At 58.7% G+C, this 15,533-nt stretch carries 14 protein-coding genes, 3 tRNA genes and 1 pseudogene; 3 read left to right on the top strand and 15 right to left on the bottom strand.

Annotated features, from left to right (window positions below; translation table 11 throughout):
• On the top strand, positions 1-185 hold a 185-nt coding region (locus tag GWQ31_RS08120), incomplete at its 5' end, for an integrase core domain-containing protein (RefSeq protein WP_275909081.1).
• 65 nt (positions 186-250) lie between these two features.
• Here the strand turns inward: GWQ31_RS08120 and GWQ31_RS08115 are convergent.
• The 3 genes from GWQ31_RS08115 to GWQ31_RS08105 form a co-directional block, all read right to left on the bottom strand.
• On the bottom strand, positions 251-499 hold the full coding sequence (locus GWQ31_RS08115) for a YfhL family 4Fe-4S dicluster ferredoxin (RefSeq protein ID WP_021140912.1): 249 nt from the start codon (positions 497-499) through the stop codon (positions 251-253).
• 1 nt (position 500) lies between these two features.
• Positions 501-1,862, bottom strand: a complete 1,362-nt coding sequence (yegQ, locus tag GWQ31_RS08110) for a tRNA 5-hydroxyuridine modification protein YegQ (RefSeq protein WP_005311829.1) — start codon at positions 1,860-1,862, stop codon at positions 501-503.
• 239 nt (positions 1,863-2,101) lie between these two features.
• Entirely contained in the window at positions 2,102-2,803 is a 702-nt protein-coding gene (locus GWQ31_RS08105) for an EAL domain-containing protein (RefSeq protein ID WP_275909080.1), read from the bottom strand.
• On the opposite strand from GWQ31_RS08105, the pseudogene GWQ31_RS08100 reads away from it, so the two are divergent.
• Positions 2,796-3,401, top strand: a pseudogene (locus GWQ31_RS08100) (response regulator); the annotation flags it as partial. The gene GWQ31_RS08105 and the pseudogene GWQ31_RS08100 sit on opposite strands and share 8 nt — an antisense overlap.
• On the opposite strand, the gene GWQ31_RS08095 reads toward GWQ31_RS08100, so the two are convergent.
• From GWQ31_RS08095 to GWQ31_RS08080, 4 genes are all read right to left on the bottom strand, one after another.
• Positions 3,387-3,662 (bottom strand): hypothetical protein, encoded by a 276-nt coding sequence (locus GWQ31_RS08095; protein WP_265456299.1) that lies wholly within the window; start codon positions 3,660-3,662, stop codon positions 3,387-3,389. The pseudogene GWQ31_RS08100 and the gene GWQ31_RS08095 overlap by 15 nt on opposite strands.
• Positions 3,663-3,800: 138 nt before the next feature.
• A tRNA-Tyr gene (locus GWQ31_RS08090) sits at positions 3,801-3,885 on the bottom strand.
• Between the two features lie 44 nt (positions 3,886-3,929).
• A tRNA-Tyr gene (locus tag GWQ31_RS08085) sits at positions 3,930-4,014 on the bottom strand.
• Positions 4,015-4,053: 39 nt separating this feature from the next.
• Positions 4,054-4,138 (bottom strand) — tRNA-Tyr (locus tag GWQ31_RS08080).
• A gap of 346 nt (positions 4,139-4,484) precedes the next feature.
• Between GWQ31_RS08080 and GWQ31_RS08075 the strand changes: the two genes are divergently transcribed.
• On the top strand, positions 4,485-5,717 hold the full coding sequence (locus tag GWQ31_RS08075) for a cysteine desulfurase-like protein (RefSeq protein WP_275909079.1): 1,233 nt from the start codon (positions 4,485-4,487) through the stop codon (positions 5,715-5,717).
• A 52-nt stretch (positions 5,718-5,769) separates the two neighbouring features.
• Here the strand turns inward: GWQ31_RS08075 and GWQ31_RS08070 are convergent, their stop codons facing one another.
• The 8 genes from GWQ31_RS08070 to GWQ31_RS08035 all read right to left on the bottom strand — a co-directional run bounded on the left by GWQ31_RS08070 (position 5,770) and on the right by GWQ31_RS08035 (position 15,521).
• Positions 5,770-6,831, bottom strand: a complete 1,062-nt coding sequence (locus tag GWQ31_RS08070; RefSeq protein ID WP_058393557.1) for a chemotaxis response regulator protein-glutamate methylesterase — start codon at positions 6,829-6,831, stop codon at positions 5,770-5,772.
• A gap of 10 nt (positions 6,832-6,841) precedes the next feature.
• Positions 6,842-7,312: a chemoreceptor glutamine deamidase CheD gene (gene cheD, locus GWQ31_RS08065; protein WP_005311846.1), complete on the bottom strand. Its 471-nt coding sequence runs from the start codon at positions 7,310-7,312 to the stop codon at positions 6,842-6,844.
• 10 nt (positions 7,313-7,322) lie between these two features.
• Positions 7,323-8,126, bottom strand: a complete 804-nt coding sequence (locus GWQ31_RS08060) for a protein-glutamate O-methyltransferase CheR (protein ID WP_275909078.1) — start codon at positions 8,124-8,126, stop codon at positions 7,323-7,325.
• 61 nt (positions 8,127-8,187) lie between these two features.
• Positions 8,188-10,359 carry a methyl-accepting chemotaxis protein gene (locus GWQ31_RS08055; RefSeq protein ID WP_275909077.1) on the bottom strand — a complete coding sequence of 724 codons (2,172 nt, stop codon included), beginning with the start codon at positions 10,357-10,359 and terminating at the stop codon, positions 8,188-8,190.
• 72 nt (positions 10,360-10,431) lie between these two features.
• Positions 10,432-11,004 carry a chemotaxis protein CheW gene (locus tag GWQ31_RS08050; RefSeq protein WP_159165712.1) on the bottom strand — a complete coding sequence of 191 codons (573 nt, stop codon included), beginning with the start codon at positions 11,002-11,004 and terminating at the stop codon, positions 10,432-10,434.
• Between the two features lie 12 nt (positions 11,005-11,016).
• Positions 11,017-12,939: a methyl-accepting chemotaxis protein gene (locus GWQ31_RS08045; RefSeq protein WP_275909076.1), complete on the bottom strand. Its 1,923-nt coding sequence runs from the start codon at positions 12,937-12,939 to the stop codon at positions 11,017-11,019.
• A 15-nt stretch (positions 12,940-12,954) separates the two neighbouring features.
• Entirely contained in the window at positions 12,955-15,168 is a 2,214-nt protein-coding gene (locus tag GWQ31_RS08040) for a chemotaxis protein CheA (RefSeq protein WP_275909075.1), read from the bottom strand.
• A 26-nt stretch (positions 15,169-15,194) separates the two neighbouring features.
• Positions 15,195-15,521, bottom strand: a complete 327-nt coding sequence (locus GWQ31_RS08035; RefSeq protein ID WP_265422128.1) for an STAS domain-containing protein — start codon at positions 15,519-15,521, stop codon at positions 15,195-15,197.
• Positions 15,522-15,533 lie beyond the last annotated feature (12 nt).

Genomic DNA, 15,533 nt, shown 5'->3' with positions numbered 1-15,533 from the left:
TCATTCAGACAGCGCTGCGTGAATGGGCGTATGCACGGAGCTATGACTCGTCAGCGCAACGGGCAGAACACTTGCAACCGTGGCTGCATGAGTACAACTGGCATCGTCCTCATGCAAGTCTGGGCTACCAGCCCCCCATCAGTCGTCTTCAATCTGTGAACAACCTGGTGGGTTTACACATCTAGGCACGGCCAGCACCAAACGTAAAAAAGCCCCGTCAGGGGCTTTTTTTTCGACAACATGCCGGTAATTACTGCCGGTGCATCCGCACAAACTTCTCCAGCAACTGCTCTTCGGTTTCCACGTGGGCGGGATCCCAGATGATGCAATCGATGGGGCAGACGCTGATGCAGGTCGGCTTCTCATAGTGACCGACGCACTCGGTGCAGCGACTGGGGTCTATCTCGTAGATCTCCTCCCCCAGGCTGATGGCCTGGTTCGGACACTCGGGATCGCACATGTCGCAGTTGATGCACTTGTCGGTGATGAGCAGGGACATATCAGGCCGCCGAGTGCGGCTGACGGGTGTCCTGGCGATCGCCGAGGTTGCGCAGCAATATGCCGTAGTTGATGTCGATCTCTTTGGGGACTGGCACATAGACAACGTGGCCATTGCCCGGCGCCGTGTCGATGAGCTCGCCCTTGCGGTTCTGCATCTGCTCCAGATTGAAGCTGACGTTGCCCTGCGGCGTCATCAGCTCCAGGCTGTTGCCCACCAGGAACTTGTTCTTCACTTCAACTTCCACCATGTCGCCCTGGCGACCGGTGATCTCGCCGACGAACTGCTGGGTGTCGGAGACCGAGTAGCCGTAGTCGTAGTTCTGGTACTCGCTGTGGTTGTGGCGGCGCAGGAAGCCCTCGGTGTAGCCACGGTGGGCCAGATTTTCGAGGGTGCCCATCAGGGTCGGATCGAACGGACGACCGGCGACTGCGTCGTCGATGGCCTTGCGATAGACCTGGGCGGTGCGGGCGCAGTAGTAGAAGGACTTGGTGCGGCCTTCAATTTTCAGCGAATGCACCCCCATCTTGGTCAGGCGCTCCACGTGCTCGACGGCGCGCAGATCCTTGGAGTTCATGATGTAGGTGCCGTGCTCGTCCTCGAACGCCGTCATGTATTCACCGGGACGGTTGGACTCTTCCAGCAGCACCAGGGCATCGCTCGGCTTGCCGAGCCCCAGGGTATTGTCCGGGCGAACTGCGATGGGCTCCTGACGGTGGACTATCTGGCCCACGTCATCTTCCTTGCCCTCGTGCACCTTGTACTCCCAGCGGCAGGAGTTGGTGCAGGTGCCCTGGTTGGGGTCGCGCTTGTTGATGTAACCGGACAGCAGGCAGCGGCCCGAATAGGCCATGCACAGGGCGCCGTGGACGAAGACTTCCAGCTCCATCTCCGGCACCTGCATGCGGATCTCTTCGATCTCGTCAAGTGACAGCTCGCGCGAGAGGATGGCACGGGTCAGGCCCATCTGATGCCAAAACTTCACCGTCGCCCAGTTGACCGCGTTGGCCTGCACCGAGAGGTGAATGGGCATGTCCGGGAAGGCTTCGCGCATCATCATGATGAGACCCGGGTCTGACATGATCAGCGCATCCGGCTTCATCTCCACCACGGGACGCATGTCGCGGATGAAGGTCTTGAGCTTGGAGTTGTGGGGCTGGATGTTGGCCACCACATAGAACTGCTTGCCCAGAGCGTGGGCCTCGTTGATGCCGAGCTGCAGATTCTCGTGATCGAATTCGTTGTTACGCACCCGCAGGCTGTAGCGTGGCTGACCCGCATAGACGGCGTCGGCGCCATAGGCATAGGCGTAACGCATATTCTTGAGGGTCCCGGCGGGGGAGAGCAATTCTGGTCTGAACATGTTGGACTCTTAGTATCTGATTGCAAATCAGGACGACGCCACCTGATGGCGCCGGATTGGTTGAGCCGTGGTGCGAGACGGCGCTCGCGTCACAACTACCCGATGGCGTACACCATTATGCAGTATCACAGGGGATGCACCTGATATACGGGGTGCGAGATTGTACTCGCCCCCACGCCATCATGCAATTTGGCAGGTAGCTGATGCCAGTGCGAGTCGCAATGAATCTGTGGGTCCGATCAGGCCCAGCGGGAGAGGGGGGAGGGCATGGCGTAGGCGTAGCCCTGCTGATAATCGCAGCCCAGCCGGTTGGCGACCTCGATATGGGTCAGGGTTTCCACCCCTTCACACACCACCTTCATGCCGAGTCGTTGCAGGTATTCCACCAGACCGGTCAACATCTTGAGGGCATGGGGTGTGCGCGCCGCCTGCAGCAGCAGGGAGCGATCCAGCTTGATGATCTCGTAGGGCAGCGCCATCACCCGCTGGAAGTTGCATTCCAGCGTGCCGAAATCATCGCAGGCGATATGGGCGCCATGACCCCGCAGTACTTCGATCAAGGCTCTGTGCTGGCTGTGCAGTGGCGCGTGTTCCAGCACCTCGAACCAGATCTCGATCCCTGCCTTGCTCGCCTGGAGCAGCACCAGCAGCAAGAGATTCTGATAGGTCGGGCTGCACAGCATGGGGTTGAGGTTGATGGAGAGGGCATAGGATCCGCCTTTCGCCAGGGTAGGCAGATCGCGCATGATGGCCCTGAGCATGACGATATCCACATGCAGGGACTCATCCTGGCTGAGGGAGAGAAAGTCGATGCCCTGATAGCTCTGACGTTGTGGATCCCAGCGTCGGGCCAGAACTTCATAACCCTTGACCTGACGGTCGCGACCTATGATCGGCTGATAAAAGGGTACGGCCACCTCGGCCACCGCCACGGTTGCCATGCTGGCACAGCACAGTTACGACCTGATCCTGTGTGATTGCCAGATGCCGGTGATGGATGGCTACGACTTTACCCGCCAGGTGCGCACTGTTGAGGGACTGGCGCGGCTCCCCATCATCGCCATGACGGCCAATGTGATGCCGGAGCAGGCGCAGCGCTGCCTGGCGGCAGGCATGAATGATGTGCTGGGCAAACCCGTGCTGTTGGACGGGCTTCGCCAGATGTTGATGAAGTGGCGCATATTGTCCGCCCCCAAACTGCTTGATGTGACATCACTGCAGACGTTTTTCGGAGTTGGAAAGCCTTTTGAGCAGATGATGGCGCTGTTTCGTCAGGAGCTGGAACAATCCCTTGCTTTGGTACATGACGACGACAAGGGGCTGGCAAACTGGGTGCACCGTCAGGCCGGTACCATCTCCATGATGATGGTAGAGGACTTGGCGCAGCAGGCCTGGCATCTGGAGGAGAAGATCCGCAAGGAGGGGGCCGGGCAGTGTGGGGCCGAATTGGCCGGGTTCAGAGCTGTGTTGCAGCAGATAGTCGATGAGTTGACTCTGCTGCTTGCCAGTCCCCGGGAAGAGGGATCAGGAAGAGACTGAGCTGAGATAGGAGAACCTGGGCTCATGGATGACATCCGGGTGCACGGCTTGTGCCAGCCACGACCAGTCGAGCAGGGGGGTGTCCGTCTTGAAGCGCTGGTAGGCCTGACCCTTGGCTATGGTCAGGAACAGCGTGGTCGGCAGGCCGATGCGGTTGGTGTAGCGCACCATGACGTCGCCCTGATAGCTGACCAGCCGCTGTTGCAGCTGTGGCAGTGTCAAGCCGCTTGCTTGTCCTGTTTCATCCCAAATCTCAAACATGGCGCGCTATGTCCCTGAAAGGTATGAAGGCTACTGTTTCTAAAAGTAGCGGATGATGCAATTGTCAGATCTGACAGTGTCAAATGGATGCAATTTTAAAAAGCAAAAACCCGGCACCAGGCCGGGTCTTCTAAATGATGGTGGAGGGAGAAGGATTCGAACCTTCGAAGGCAGAGCCGTCAGATTTACAGTCTGATCCCTTTGGCCGCTCGGGAACCCCTCCACAGGGGTAAAGCATAGGTTATTCAGCCATTTCAATCGGGAAAATGGTGGAGGGAGAAGGATTCGAACCTTCGAAGGCAGAGCCGTCAGATTTACAGTCTGATCCCTTTGGCCGCTCGGGAACCCCTCCACGGGGTATTTCCTGATTGTCACTACATTTGCACTTGAATGGTGGAGGGAGAAGGATTCGAACCTTCGAAGGCAGAGCCGTCAGATTTACAGTCTGATCCCTTTGGCCGCTCGGGAACCCCTCCCCAAGTGCGAGGCGCATACTATCAGATCCGGCAGCTTTGTGAACCCCTTCTGGTGATATCTGGCGACAAAAAAGTGCGAGTCGGTCATTTTTTGATATCTTTCGCTCATTTTTCATCCTTATCAACGACTTCTATGTCGATTCCCGGCATGAACACGGCGAGAGACCCGTGCCGGCAGGCACTGATGGAGAGGGCGGGCCATGCGTGGCTTCCCAGCATTTTATACTGAAAATATGGCCTCATCATGTAACTGTGATGGCTGACCGGTTCACAGATGGACATTGCTGCTGCGCCATTTTACTCTCACCATGTTATTCAACTGTTAACATGGACTGTGGACTCTTCTATGCAGCCTCTCGATATTGCCGTGTTGCGCGGCCAGTTTCCCGCCCTCAATCAACTGGTTGATGGCAAGACCCCCATCTTCTTCGACGGCCCGGGCGGCGCCCAGGTGCCTCACTCTGTGCTCACCGCCATGACTGACTATCTCGGCCGCTTCAACGCCAATCTGGGGGGGCCTTTTTTCTCGGCCCGAGCCACGGAGCAGCAGGCACAGCGAGCCAGAGAGGCAGTGGCGACCCTGCTTGGGGCGGACAGAGCCGAGGAGATCGTCTTTGGCGCCAACTTCACCACCCTGACGTTTGCGGTCAGCCGTGCTCTGTCACGGGAGTGGCTGGCGGGGGACGAGATCATCGTCAGTGGGCTGGATCACTACTCCAATGTGTCGAGCTGGCAGCAGGCGGCGGCTGATCGTGGCGTTGTGGTGCATCAGGTGAGGGTGGATGTGGCGAACGGCGGGCTCGATTACGGGCATCTGTTCAGCCTGCTGGGCCCCAAGACCCGGCTGGTCGCGGTGACGGCGGCTTCCAATACGACTGGCACTCTGGTCGATATCCCTCGCATCGCCGATGCCGTGCACGGGGTCGGGGCGCTGCTCTATGTGGACGCTGTTCATTTTGCCCCTCACGAGCGCATCGACGTGCAGGCCTGGGATTGTGACTTTCTCGGCTGCTCCGCCTACAAGTTCTTCGGTCCGCACCTTGGTATCCTGTATGGCAAGCACCGCCATCTGGAGCATTTCACCCCTTACAAGGTGGAGCCTGCGAAGAATGTGGCGCCCGGCAAGTGGGAAACCGGCACCCAGAGCTGGGAAGCGCTGGCCGGAGTCGAGGCCACCATAGGGTATCTGGCCTCCCTCTCCGGGCTGGATGCGGCCGAACATGATCTGGAGGCCCGTCTCGATCTGGCATTTTCCCGCAGCCATGCCCATGAGCAACAGCTCAGCGCCCATCTGCTGGCCAAGCTGGCCGAGCGTCCCAGATTTACCCTGCATGGCATCAACGACAGCAAGGGGCGCACCCCCACCTTCGCCCTCACCTCGAGCCGCCATACCCCGGTCGAGATGGCGGAATTTCTCGGTCAGCATCAGGTCTGTAGCTGGGCCGGCCACTTCTATGCGCTGGCGCTGGTGGAACAGTTGGGGGTGAGCGAGGGGGTCTTGCGGATAGGTTGCATGCACTACAACACGTCGGCCGAGATCGACCGGCTGTTTGCCCTGCTCGACGACATGCCCGCCTGAAACAGCTGTGCCCGGCAGGCCGGGCACACTTCGCCAGTGGCTGAACGCGCGTTTATCGACCCACTATGGCGTGGTGAATATCCTGCAGCGGCAGTATGTGGCGGGCAGCTCCGAGCTTGATGGCTTCCTTGGGCATGCCAAACACCACGCAGGACGCCTCATCCTGAGCGAAGGTGTTGGCCCCCGCCTCTAGCATCTCCCGTAACCCGCGAGCGCCGTCATCCCCCATGCCCGTCATTATGATGCCGGTGGCATTGCCGCCGGCAAACTTGGCGACCGAGCGAAACAGCACGTCCACCGAGGGGCGATGGCGGTTGATGAGGGGGCCATCCATGACATCGACGTGATAATAGGCGCCGCTGCGTTTGAGCAGCATGTGCTTGCCGCCGGGGGCTATGAGTGCCAGACCCGGAATGACCCTGTCATTGCTTTTGGCCTCTCTCACCTCGATCTGGCAAAGGCTGTTGAGCCGCTCGGCAAAGGAGGCGGTGAACTTCTCCGGCATGTGCTGCACTATGACGATACCGGGACAGACCCGCGGCAGGTTCGTCAGCACGGCTTCCAGTGCCTGGGTACCGCCGGTGGAGGTACCGATCGCCACGATCCGCTCCGTGGTCTGGGCCATGGCATGCTGGCTTGCCGGCGGCATGATGGCATCGGCGCTGAGTTTGGCCGCCACGATTAACGGGGGCGCTTTGCCCAGCCGTTTGACATTGGCCTGGGCGGCGGCGCGCACCGCCATGGCCAAGGCTTGTGCCGACTCCTGCAAGAAGCTTTTGAGGCCGACAGTAGGCTTGGTGATGATGTCCACCGCTCCTGCGGCCATGGCCTGCAGCGTGGTTTCCGCACCTTTCTCTGTCAGGGACGAGCAGATGACTACCGGGGTAGGGTGTTCGGCCATGATCTTGGTGAGGAAGGTGATGCCATCCATGCGTGGCATCTCCACATCCAGCACTATCACGTCGGGCCACTCCTTTTTCAGTTTTTCCAGTGCAAACAGCGGATCCGAGGCGGTGGCTATCACCTTGATGTCCGGCTCCTGTTCGAGAATGGCCTGTAACACCTGCCTGACCACGGCGGAGTCGTCCACCAGCATGACCTTGATCTGTTTCATTCCCGTTCCCTTAACGATGTGGCAGCCGATGATGACGAACCCAGACATTGCCGCTGGCCAGTTCAAAGATCAGGCTTCTGTGTCCTGCATGTCCGAGATGATGGGCCTTGATGGTCAGGCCCAGGTGCTGCGTCAGTTGCCAGGCTGCCTTGATGTTCTTGATGGCCACATTCATGGTGGTGAGTGTCTGCTGTTCTATAAACATGTTGCCGCCACCGAACAGTTTGACCTCATAGTCGTGAATGGGGGCGGGGTACTTGCTTATTTCATTGATAAATAACTGGATTGCTTCATCGGCATAGCGGCCATCCAGTGGGTCATCGCTGCGAGCCCGGCTTGGCAGCATGTAGTGACACATGCCACCCCGTTTCTGCTCCGGATGCCACATGGTAATGGCGACACAGGAACCCAAGTGGGTGCGAATGATGGTGTCATCCTGGCCAAAAAAGAACTCTCCTGGTTGCAGCATGATCTCTTTCATTCTGAAACCCTTATGGTTTCAGATAGATGGACGGCGACACCAGTTGCAAGCCGTGGGGCAGGCCGTTCAGGCTTTCCGCATGGCTGACGATGAGGTAGCCCCCCTTCTTCAAGCGCGGCACCAGACGCTGCAGCACTTGTCCCTTGGTGTCCCGGTTGAAATAGATCATCACATTGCGGATCAGAATGATGTCGAACATGCCGATGTCGGGCAGTTCCTGATTCAGATTGATATGGCGAAACTGTACCTTGTCCCTGAGCTTGCGATCGATGATGAAGGTTCCCTCCTGAAACCCCACGCCCTTCAGGCAGTACTTCATCAGGAAGGAGAGCGGAATATTGTGGGCTCGTTCCATGGGATATTGCCCCGTTCTCGCCTGTTCCAGCACCCTGGTCGAAATATCCGAGGCGATGACTTCCCAATTGCCCTGGCTCAATGTCTCGGCCAGAGTCATGGCCAGGCTGTAAGGCTCTTCGCCCGATGAGCTGGCCGCGCTCCAGACCCTCACCCCTCTCTCTTTTGGCAGTCGTGCCAGTACCTTCTCGCTGAGAAACTCGAAGTGCTTTGGCTCCCGGAAAAAGTAGGTCTCGTTGGTGGTGAGCAGATCCAGCGCGACCTGCAGCTCTGCCCCCCTCTGGTTCATGATCAGGCTGAAATAGTCACCATAGCTCTCCAGCTCATAGTGGCAGAGCCGTTTTGACAGCCGGCTGGCGACCAGGGCTTTCTTGGCCGGTGACAGATCAATACCCGCCGTCTGGTGGATCCAGCGTTGAAACTGCGCAAATTCATCATCATGCAACTGGGTCTGATACACGGTCGGACTCCCTGTGGCGATAGGGTTGGGGCGGGGGAGCCATGCTCACCCGGCCCCTCGATTAAAACCGGACAAAATCCCCATCGTTGCGGGGGCGAGGGGAGGTACCGAATCCATCCTGCCCATTGCCGTCAGTCACGAATCGTCCTCGCGTAGCAGCACGGGGGGGCGCGGCTTTCTGACTCGCGCCGCTTTTGTGTTGCTCCAGGGTGAAGAACTCCATGGCCAGTTGCAGTTGCTCGGCCTGGCTGCTCATCTCCTCTGCGGTGGCGGCCAGCTCCTCGCTGCAGGAGGCATTTTGCTGAGTTACCTGGCTTAGCTGATTCATGGCGATGTTGATCTGGCTGACGCCAGTGGATTGTTCAGCGGAGGCGGCGCTGATCTCCTGCACCAGATCCGAAGTCTTGTTGATGGAGGGCACCATCTGGTCGAGCAGGCGACCTGCCTTTTCCGCCATGTCGACGCTGCTGGAAGCCAGCTCGCCTATCTCCTGGGCGGCCACCTGACTGCGCTCCGCCAGCTTGCGTACCTCGGCGGCAACCACCGCAAAGCCTTTGCCATGATCTCCCGCCCGCGCCGCCTCTATGGCGGCGTTGAGGGCCAGCAGATTGGTCTGGTACGCGATGTCATCTATGATGCCGATCCGCTTGGCGATCTGCTTCATGGCATCGACCGTGAGCTTGACTGCTTCACCCCCTTCCATCGCCTCCTTGGCAGCCTTGCTGGCCATGCCATCCGTGATCTGGGCGTTGTCTGTGTTCTGGTTGATACTGGCACTCATCTGCTCTATGGAGGCGCTGGTCTGCTCCATGCTGGATGCCTGCTCGCTGCTCGACTGGCTGATGGATTGGGCGGTGGCGCTGACTTGCTCAGAGGCGCTGGAGAGGTTGTCAGAAGCCCCTCTTACCTCTGTGACTATGTTGGTCAGCGAGACTATGGTCTGATTGAGGGAGTCCTTGGTGGTGCCGAACACACCAGGATAGTCAGCCTCGATCGTCTGGGTCAGATCGCCCTTGGCCAGGCATTGCACCACCCGGATGACGTCGTTGAGGCTGGTGTCTATTACCTCGGCAATATGATTGATGCCTTCCCCCAGTGTCTGGAAGAAGCCGCTCTTGCCGGTCAGATCCATGCGGCGGTGCAGCTCGCCCTTGATCACTGCCTGCACTATCTCCGACATTTCCCGCTCGATAGCGACCTCTTTGGTGCGATCCGACCACTCGACCACGGATCCCAACCGCTCGCCATCGTCGCCGAACACAGGGTTGGCGATGAGGGAGAAGGTGCGTCCGCCGAGCAGTATCTGGGTTTGGTAGGTGTTGTTCAGCTTGGCCAGCATGCTGCGTTGATGGCCGGGATTTTTGTGGAAGCTGTCGATGTTGGCGCCCATCAGGGTGGCGGAGTTGAAGCTGTAGAGCTCTTTTTTAATGTCGGATTCGGCCTCGCTCAGCATTGTCCTGACAGACTCGTTCATGTAGATGATGTTGAGGTCTGTGTCGGCAATCATCACGTTGGTAGTGGCACCATCGAGCGCCTTCTTGACCCGCAGGCTTTCGGCGGCGGCGAGCTTGGCCGCTGTGTTTGCCGCTTTCACCTCGTTTTCGATGGCGATTTCCTTGGTCCGGTCGGCCCACTCCACCACTGAACCGAGTCGCTCTCCGCTGTCGTTGAAGACAGGGTTGGCAATGAGGGAGAAGATGCGGCCACCGACCGAGATCTGCGCCCGGTAGGTCTTGTCCAGCTTGGCCAGCATGCTGCGCTGATGGGACGGATCCTTGTGAAAGGTATCTATGTTCTTGCCCATCAGTTGTCTGGTGTCGAAGTTGGGCAGATCCTTGCGGATGTCGGATTCCGCTTGCCCCAGCATGGCGAGCACGGCTTCATTCATGTAGACGATGTCGAGGTTGTTATCGGCGATCATCACATTGGTCGAGGCGCCATCCAGCGCCTTGCGTACTCGCAGGTTCTCGTCATAGAGCGCCTGATTGTCACTGATTGTAGTGAGGCTGCTGCTGAGCCGCTGCCCCAGCAGCGTGATCACGGCATTGAACTCCTGACATAGCTCCCGCAGTGGGCTGCTGAGTGTGCCCGGTTCAAGCTGGGTTGGCAGGTCACCCTGCGCTATCCCTTGCTGCAGGGTGCGTGTGGCGCCTATCAGCTGAGTCAGTTCTGTTTGCAGCAAGGCATGCGCGCTGCCGTTGCCGAAGAGATTGCCAAAGAATGATTGAGTCATGAGCCTTATCCTTGTGCGACATGCCATTGCTGTGTGGTGTGAGCGTCACCCTTGCTGTTTTTAATACCCTGCTTAAGGGGTTTGCACTCTGTGCTCCAGCTGCCGTTCCTGCTGCTGGGTCAGTTCGCTGAGTTGTGCCATTTCGTCGATGGAGAGCACCTTCTCGGTATTGATGAGAATGACGAACTTGCCATTCACCTTGCCCATGCCGCTGATGAAGTCGGCCCGGATGTGAGCCCCGAAGCTGGGGGGCGGCTCTATCTCGTCGCAGGGAATGGTCAGCACCTCAGATACCGAATCCACTACGACGCCTATGTCTTGATTGCCATGCTCCGAGTCGTCCGGGTGTATTCCTTCGATGATGACGATGCAGCTGCGGCGAGTGATGCTGGAGGGGGCGTTGCCAAAGCGGGCGTTGAGATCTACCACTGATACCACAGCTCCCCTGAGGTTGATCACGCCCCGGATGAAGCTTGGCATCATGGGGATAGGGGTGATGTTGCCGTACTCGATGATCTCTTTGACCCCGAGAATATTGATGGCAAACATCTCGCCATTGATCAGGAATGTCAGGTATTGGGCGTCGCCCTGATTGTCATGGGCCAGTATGCTGGGGGGCGCGGCCACTTCGGTTGACATGCTCATGGGTCTCTCCGGTTAAAAGCGGACAAAGTCGGCTTCGTCAACCAGGGGTTGCGGCGCCGTGTTGCCGTGCAGCGGGTGTTGGGCAGGCATGACAAACTTGCCTCTGGGGGCCGAGCCTCTATGCGAGTTGTCACTCGGCTTTGAGGGCTTGGCCAGGTTTGCCAGCGAGAAGAAATCCATGGTTTGCTGCAGCTCGTTGGCCTGGGAGCTCATCTCCTCGGCGGTGGCGGCGAGTTCTTCGCTGCTGGCCGCGTTCTGCTGGGTCACCTGATTAAGTTGACTCATGGCCATGCTGATCTGGTTGGCGGCGCTGGCCTGTTCGCCGGATGCCGCATTGATCTCCTGCACCAGATCGGATGTCTTGCGGATGGAAGGCACTATCTTGTCGAGCAGGCTGCCCGCCTTTTCCGCGGTATCGACGCTGCTGGAAGAGAGCTCGCTTATCTCCTGCGCCGCTATCTGGCTGCGTTCGGCCAGTTTGCGCACCTCGGCGGCCACCACGGCAAATCCCTTGCCGTGTTCACCGGCCCGTGCCGCCTCAATGGCGGCATTGAGTGCCAGCAGATTGGTCTGGTAGGCGATGTCATCGATGATGCTCACCTTGCGGGCGATCTGTTGCATTGCCGCCACGGTTTGTTGTACCGAGCGACCCCCTTCGGTGGCTTCAAGCACGGCGCCGCTCGCCATGTTGTCAGTGACCTTGGCGTTGTCGGTATTCTGGTTGATGCTGGCACTCATCTGTTCGATGGAGGCGCTGGTTTCCTCGACGCTTGCGGCCTGTTCGCTGGTGGCCTGGCTCAGGGATTGGGCCGTGGTACTGACCTGATTGGAGGCGTTGGTGAGGTTGTCGGCGGCGTTGCGCACCTCTTCAATAATGGCGGTCAAGGCGTCTATGGTGCTGTTGAGGCCATCCTTGGTCTGACCAAAAATGCCCGGGTAGGGTTGCTCAATTTTCTGGGTCAGGTCTCCCTGAGACAGGGCGGTGGCGATGCGCATCACATCCTTGAGGCTGGTGTCAGTAACATTGGACAACTGGTTCAGCAATTCGGACAGGCGCTTGATGTACCCCTGCCGGTTGTCCAGCGCTATCTTGTAGCTGAAATCCCCCTTCTCGACGGCCGCTGTGACCAGGGTTTCAATGTCATTGATGAGAGAGGTCAGCTTGTTGACCATGTTCTGCATGGCCATCAGCAGTTGGCCTGCTTCATCATGGGCACCAATGGTGATGGTGACATCCAGATTGCCTTCTGCCAGGTGGTTGGCTACCTGCAGCGCCTGATTGATGGGGGCAATGATGCTGCGGATGAGGACGATGCCAAACCAGGCCGCTGCCACTATGCCTGCTGTTATCACCCCCATCATGGTGAGCAGCATGGTGTCATACCAGGATTGGGCCTGCTCATATTCGGATTTGGCGACATCCAGTTGCAGGTTGACCAGCTCGGTTATCTTGTTGCCGATGGGGTCGATGGAGCCATAAAGTTTGCCGTCAAAGTCATTGAGCGTACCTGTGATGACACCGCGTTGGGTCGAAAGAAATTGCTCCAGCTGGGCGATATCGCGATCCGCCGCGCTGAACAGGTTGCCCGCCTCTGCTGACAGTTTCTGTTCTGCACCCGTTAATTCGGTGGACTGATAGTGCTGCCACTCCTGCTTGATCTGCTGCTGGGCCTGCTGGATATGTTGCAGCGCCTCTTCGGCACTGGTGAGACCCGCATTGGCCTTGTTGACGTTGTCTATGATGGCGACGGCGTAATTGTCGGAGATGGTTTTCAACTGCTTGAGCGGCACCACCCGGTCGTTATACACCCTCTGCAGGCCCTGATTGCTGCTCTGCATGTTGTAAAGTCCCAGCCCGCCCACCGCCAGCAGCAGCACGCATAACAGGCAGAGCAAGATGGTGAGGCGCATTTTAATGGTGGAGTTTTTGAACATGACTGGCTCCTGGCGTTAATTGGCTCTTGGTTGGGTTTGCATGCGAGGAATGGCGTACTGGCTCAGCTGACCCAGCTCCTGATCGATGGCATGTTGAATGAGGGAGGGGATGTCCAGGATCAGGGCGACCTCGCCCCCCCCCAAAATGGTGGAGCCACTGATCCCCTGCAGGCGTTGAAACAGCTTGCCGAGCGGCTTGATGACGGTCTGGAACTCCCCCAGCAGCTCGTCGACCACCAGCCCGGACTTCTTGCCGCCGTGACTGACGACGACGATGTTTTCCCTGCGTCCTCTTGCCCCCTCGACGTCGAAGTAGTGCTGAAGCCGGACAAATGGCAGCACCTCGCCACGCAGATTGATATAGTTGCGTCCCTGGGTGTCAGCCAGTGCACTCTGGGTCAGCTCCACGCATTCGATCACCATGTCGAGCGGGATGACGTAATGGGTGGTGCTGACTCGAACCAGGAAGCCGTCGATGATGGCCAAAGTCAGTGGCAGTCTGATTTGAACCCGGGTGCCTTGTCCCGGCTTGCTGTCCAGCTCGACGCTGCCGCGCAGGGCCGTTATGTTGCGCTTGACTACGTCCATACCGACGCCCCGGCCCGAGAGGTTGGTAACGGCCTCGGCGGTAGAGAAGCCTGCCTCGAAGATGAGCTGATAGATTTCCTGATCCGTCAATGTTGCGCCGGCGGCCACCAGCCCCCGCTCCTGCGCCTTTTGCAGGATCCTTGCCTTGTTGAGTCCAGCACCGTCGTCCAAGATCTCGATGACGATGCTGCCGGAGTCGTGATAGGCGTTGAGGGTCAAGGTGCCTCTTGCCGGTTTGCCTGCCGCGAGGCGCTGCTCGGCCGACTCTATGCCGTGATCCATGGAGTTGCGAACCAGATGCATCAGGGGATCGCCAATCTTCTCCACCACAGACTTGTCGAGCTCGGTATCTCCGCCCGTGATGACCAGCGCAATGTCCTTGTTCAGCTCGTGACTGACATCCCGCACGACCCGCTGGAAGCGGTTGAAGGTGTCGCCGATGGGCACCATGCGCAGGTGCAAGGCCCCGTCCCGGATCTCTTCAACCAGCATGGCGATGGTGGAGTTGGCCTCCTGCAGCTGGCTGTCCCGCGAGCGCTGTGCCAGCAGGCTGGCCCCCGAGCTGGCGACCACCAGCTCGCCGACCAGATTGATCAGCTCATCCAGTTTGTCGGCGTGCACCCGAACGTAGCGTCCCTCCTTGTTTTTGTTCTCCTTGTTCTGGTTCTGTTTCTTGAGCGCCGCGTCCACCACGACTCCGTCGACTGCGCCCTGAGCGACCAGTATTTCTCCCAGCTTGCAACTCTCTGTTCGCTGGTCGTCATGCTGAGTTTGCAGGCCCAGAGCCAGTTCGCTTGCCGTCAACGCTCCTGTCTTGACCAGCAGTTGCCCCAGCATGTCGTTGTCTTCCGGCAATTCATTGATGAGGTCTATGTATTCAGCAATCTTGCTATGCGGGGGCAGTATGGTGATGCGGCAGTCGTCACGTACGAATTCAAACACATCGCTCAGGGTGCTCTTGTCGGCCTGGGTATCGACATCGAGTTCATAGCCGAGGTAGCAGGTTTCCGGATCAAAATGTTCCCAGTCGGGCAGGGCATCGTGGAGGGTTTCGATGGCGCAGAGGGTGCCCATGGTGCCGAGATAACGCAAAAATGAGGTGGGATCCATGCCGTTACGCAGCACATCCGGGCCAAAGCGCAGGGAGATGTGCCACAGGGAAGTGGCGCTGGTGTGCCCCTCCTCCTTGCTGACCGGGTCCGGGGGGGTTGACGCAGTGCGCTCCGGCAGCTGGCTCTGGCTGGCAGTTTGATGCCGAGCCAAATTAAGCCTCAGCTGAGCGTCTTGCGCCAGTTCATCGTCCCCTGGCGCCGACCCTAGCTCTGCAACCAGATAGACCAGTCGCTCGATATGATCCCGGCTCTCCAGCAGATCCTTGATGAGCGCAGTCGTGATCCCTAGTTGCTGATTGCGCACCTGATCGAGCAGATCCTCGACTATGTGGGTAAAGCTGACGATGGGCTGCAAGCCGAACAGGCCAGCGGAGCCCTTGATGGTATGTGCCGCCCGAAAGATGGCACCGATCAGCTCGCTGTTCTCCGGGTCGTTTTCCAGGGCCAGCAGGGAAGACTCCATCTCTTCCAGCAGTTCGCGTGCCTCGGCTATATAGGTTTGCAGGGCCTGATCAAGATTGATGCTCACGAATGCCTCCTTGTCACTGGGACTGCCTAGGCGTGATCTGCGCGGGGAATAAGGGTGGGATCGCCAAAGAAAGCAGCCAGCTGGCACAGCTCCAGCGCATCAAGCACCGCATGGCTGTGCATGACCAGATGCAGCGGATAACCCCCTTGCTGCATCGTTTTCTTGGCGGCCAGCAGCAGTTGCAGTCCGGCGCTATCCATCTCGGATACCCCAGAAAGATCCAGCTCCAGCGCCTGCTGGCGGTAGAGCAGGGGTGTGAGCGCCTGTTTGAGTTCGGCGGCGGTATAGATGGTCATCTCCCCCGATACTTTGACCAGGGTTTTGTGCTCACCCGTCTCTATGTGCAGCGGCATGGTCGCCTCCAG

It is taken from the genome of Aeromonas sp. 2MA4, assembly GCF_029237305.1.
GTDB lineage: Bacteria > Pseudomonadota > Gammaproteobacteria > Enterobacterales > Aeromonadaceae > Aeromonas > Aeromonas salmonicida.
The sequence above is the reverse complement of the archived record's forward strand: the minus strand, read 5'-3'. Positions and strand labels throughout refer to the sequence as shown.

Excerpts from the sequence above, each read along its gene's own strand:
- GWQ31_RS08075 (WP_275909079.1), top strand. The coding sequence starts at position 4,485 with ATGCAGCCTCTCGATATTGCCGTGTTGCGCGGCCAGTTTCCCGCCCTC.
- GWQ31_RS08050 (WP_159165712.1), bottom strand. The coding sequence starts at position 11,004 with ATGAGCATGTCAACCGAAGTGGCCGCGCCCCCCAGCATACTGGCCCAT.
- GWQ31_RS08115 (WP_021140912.1), bottom strand. The coding sequence starts at position 499 with ATGTCCCTGCTCATCACCGACAAGTGCATCAACTGCGACATGTGCGAT.
- GWQ31_RS08070 (WP_058393557.1), bottom strand. The coding sequence starts at position 6,831 with ATGAAACAGATCAAGGTCATGCTGGTGGACGACTCCGCCGTGGTCAGG.
- cheD (WP_005311846.1), bottom strand. The coding sequence starts at position 7,312 with ATGAAAGAGATCATGCTGCAACCAGGAGAGTTCTTTTTTGGCCAGGAT.
- GWQ31_RS08055 (WP_275909077.1), bottom strand. The coding sequence starts at position 10,359 with ATGACTCAATCATTCTTTGGCAATCTCTTCGGCAACGGCAGCGCGCAT.
- GWQ31_RS08045 (WP_275909076.1), bottom strand. The coding sequence starts at position 12,939 with ATGTTCAAAAACTCCACCATTAAAATGCGCCTCACCATCTTGCTCTGC.
- GWQ31_RS08095 (WP_265456299.1), bottom strand. The coding sequence starts at position 3,662 with ATGTTTGAGATTTGGGATGAAACAGGACAAGCAAGCGGCTTGACACTG.
- yegQ (WP_005311829.1), bottom strand. The coding sequence starts at position 1,862 with ATGTTCAGACCAGAATTGCTCTCCCCCGCCGGGACCCTCAAGAATATG.
- GWQ31_RS08035 (WP_265422128.1), bottom strand. The coding sequence starts at position 15,521 with ATGCCGCTGCACATAGAGACGGGTGAGCACAAAACCCTGGTCAAAGTA.
- GWQ31_RS08105 (WP_275909080.1), bottom strand. The coding sequence starts at position 2,803 with ATGGCAACCGTGGCGGTGGCCGAGGTGGCCGTACCCTTTTATCAGCCG.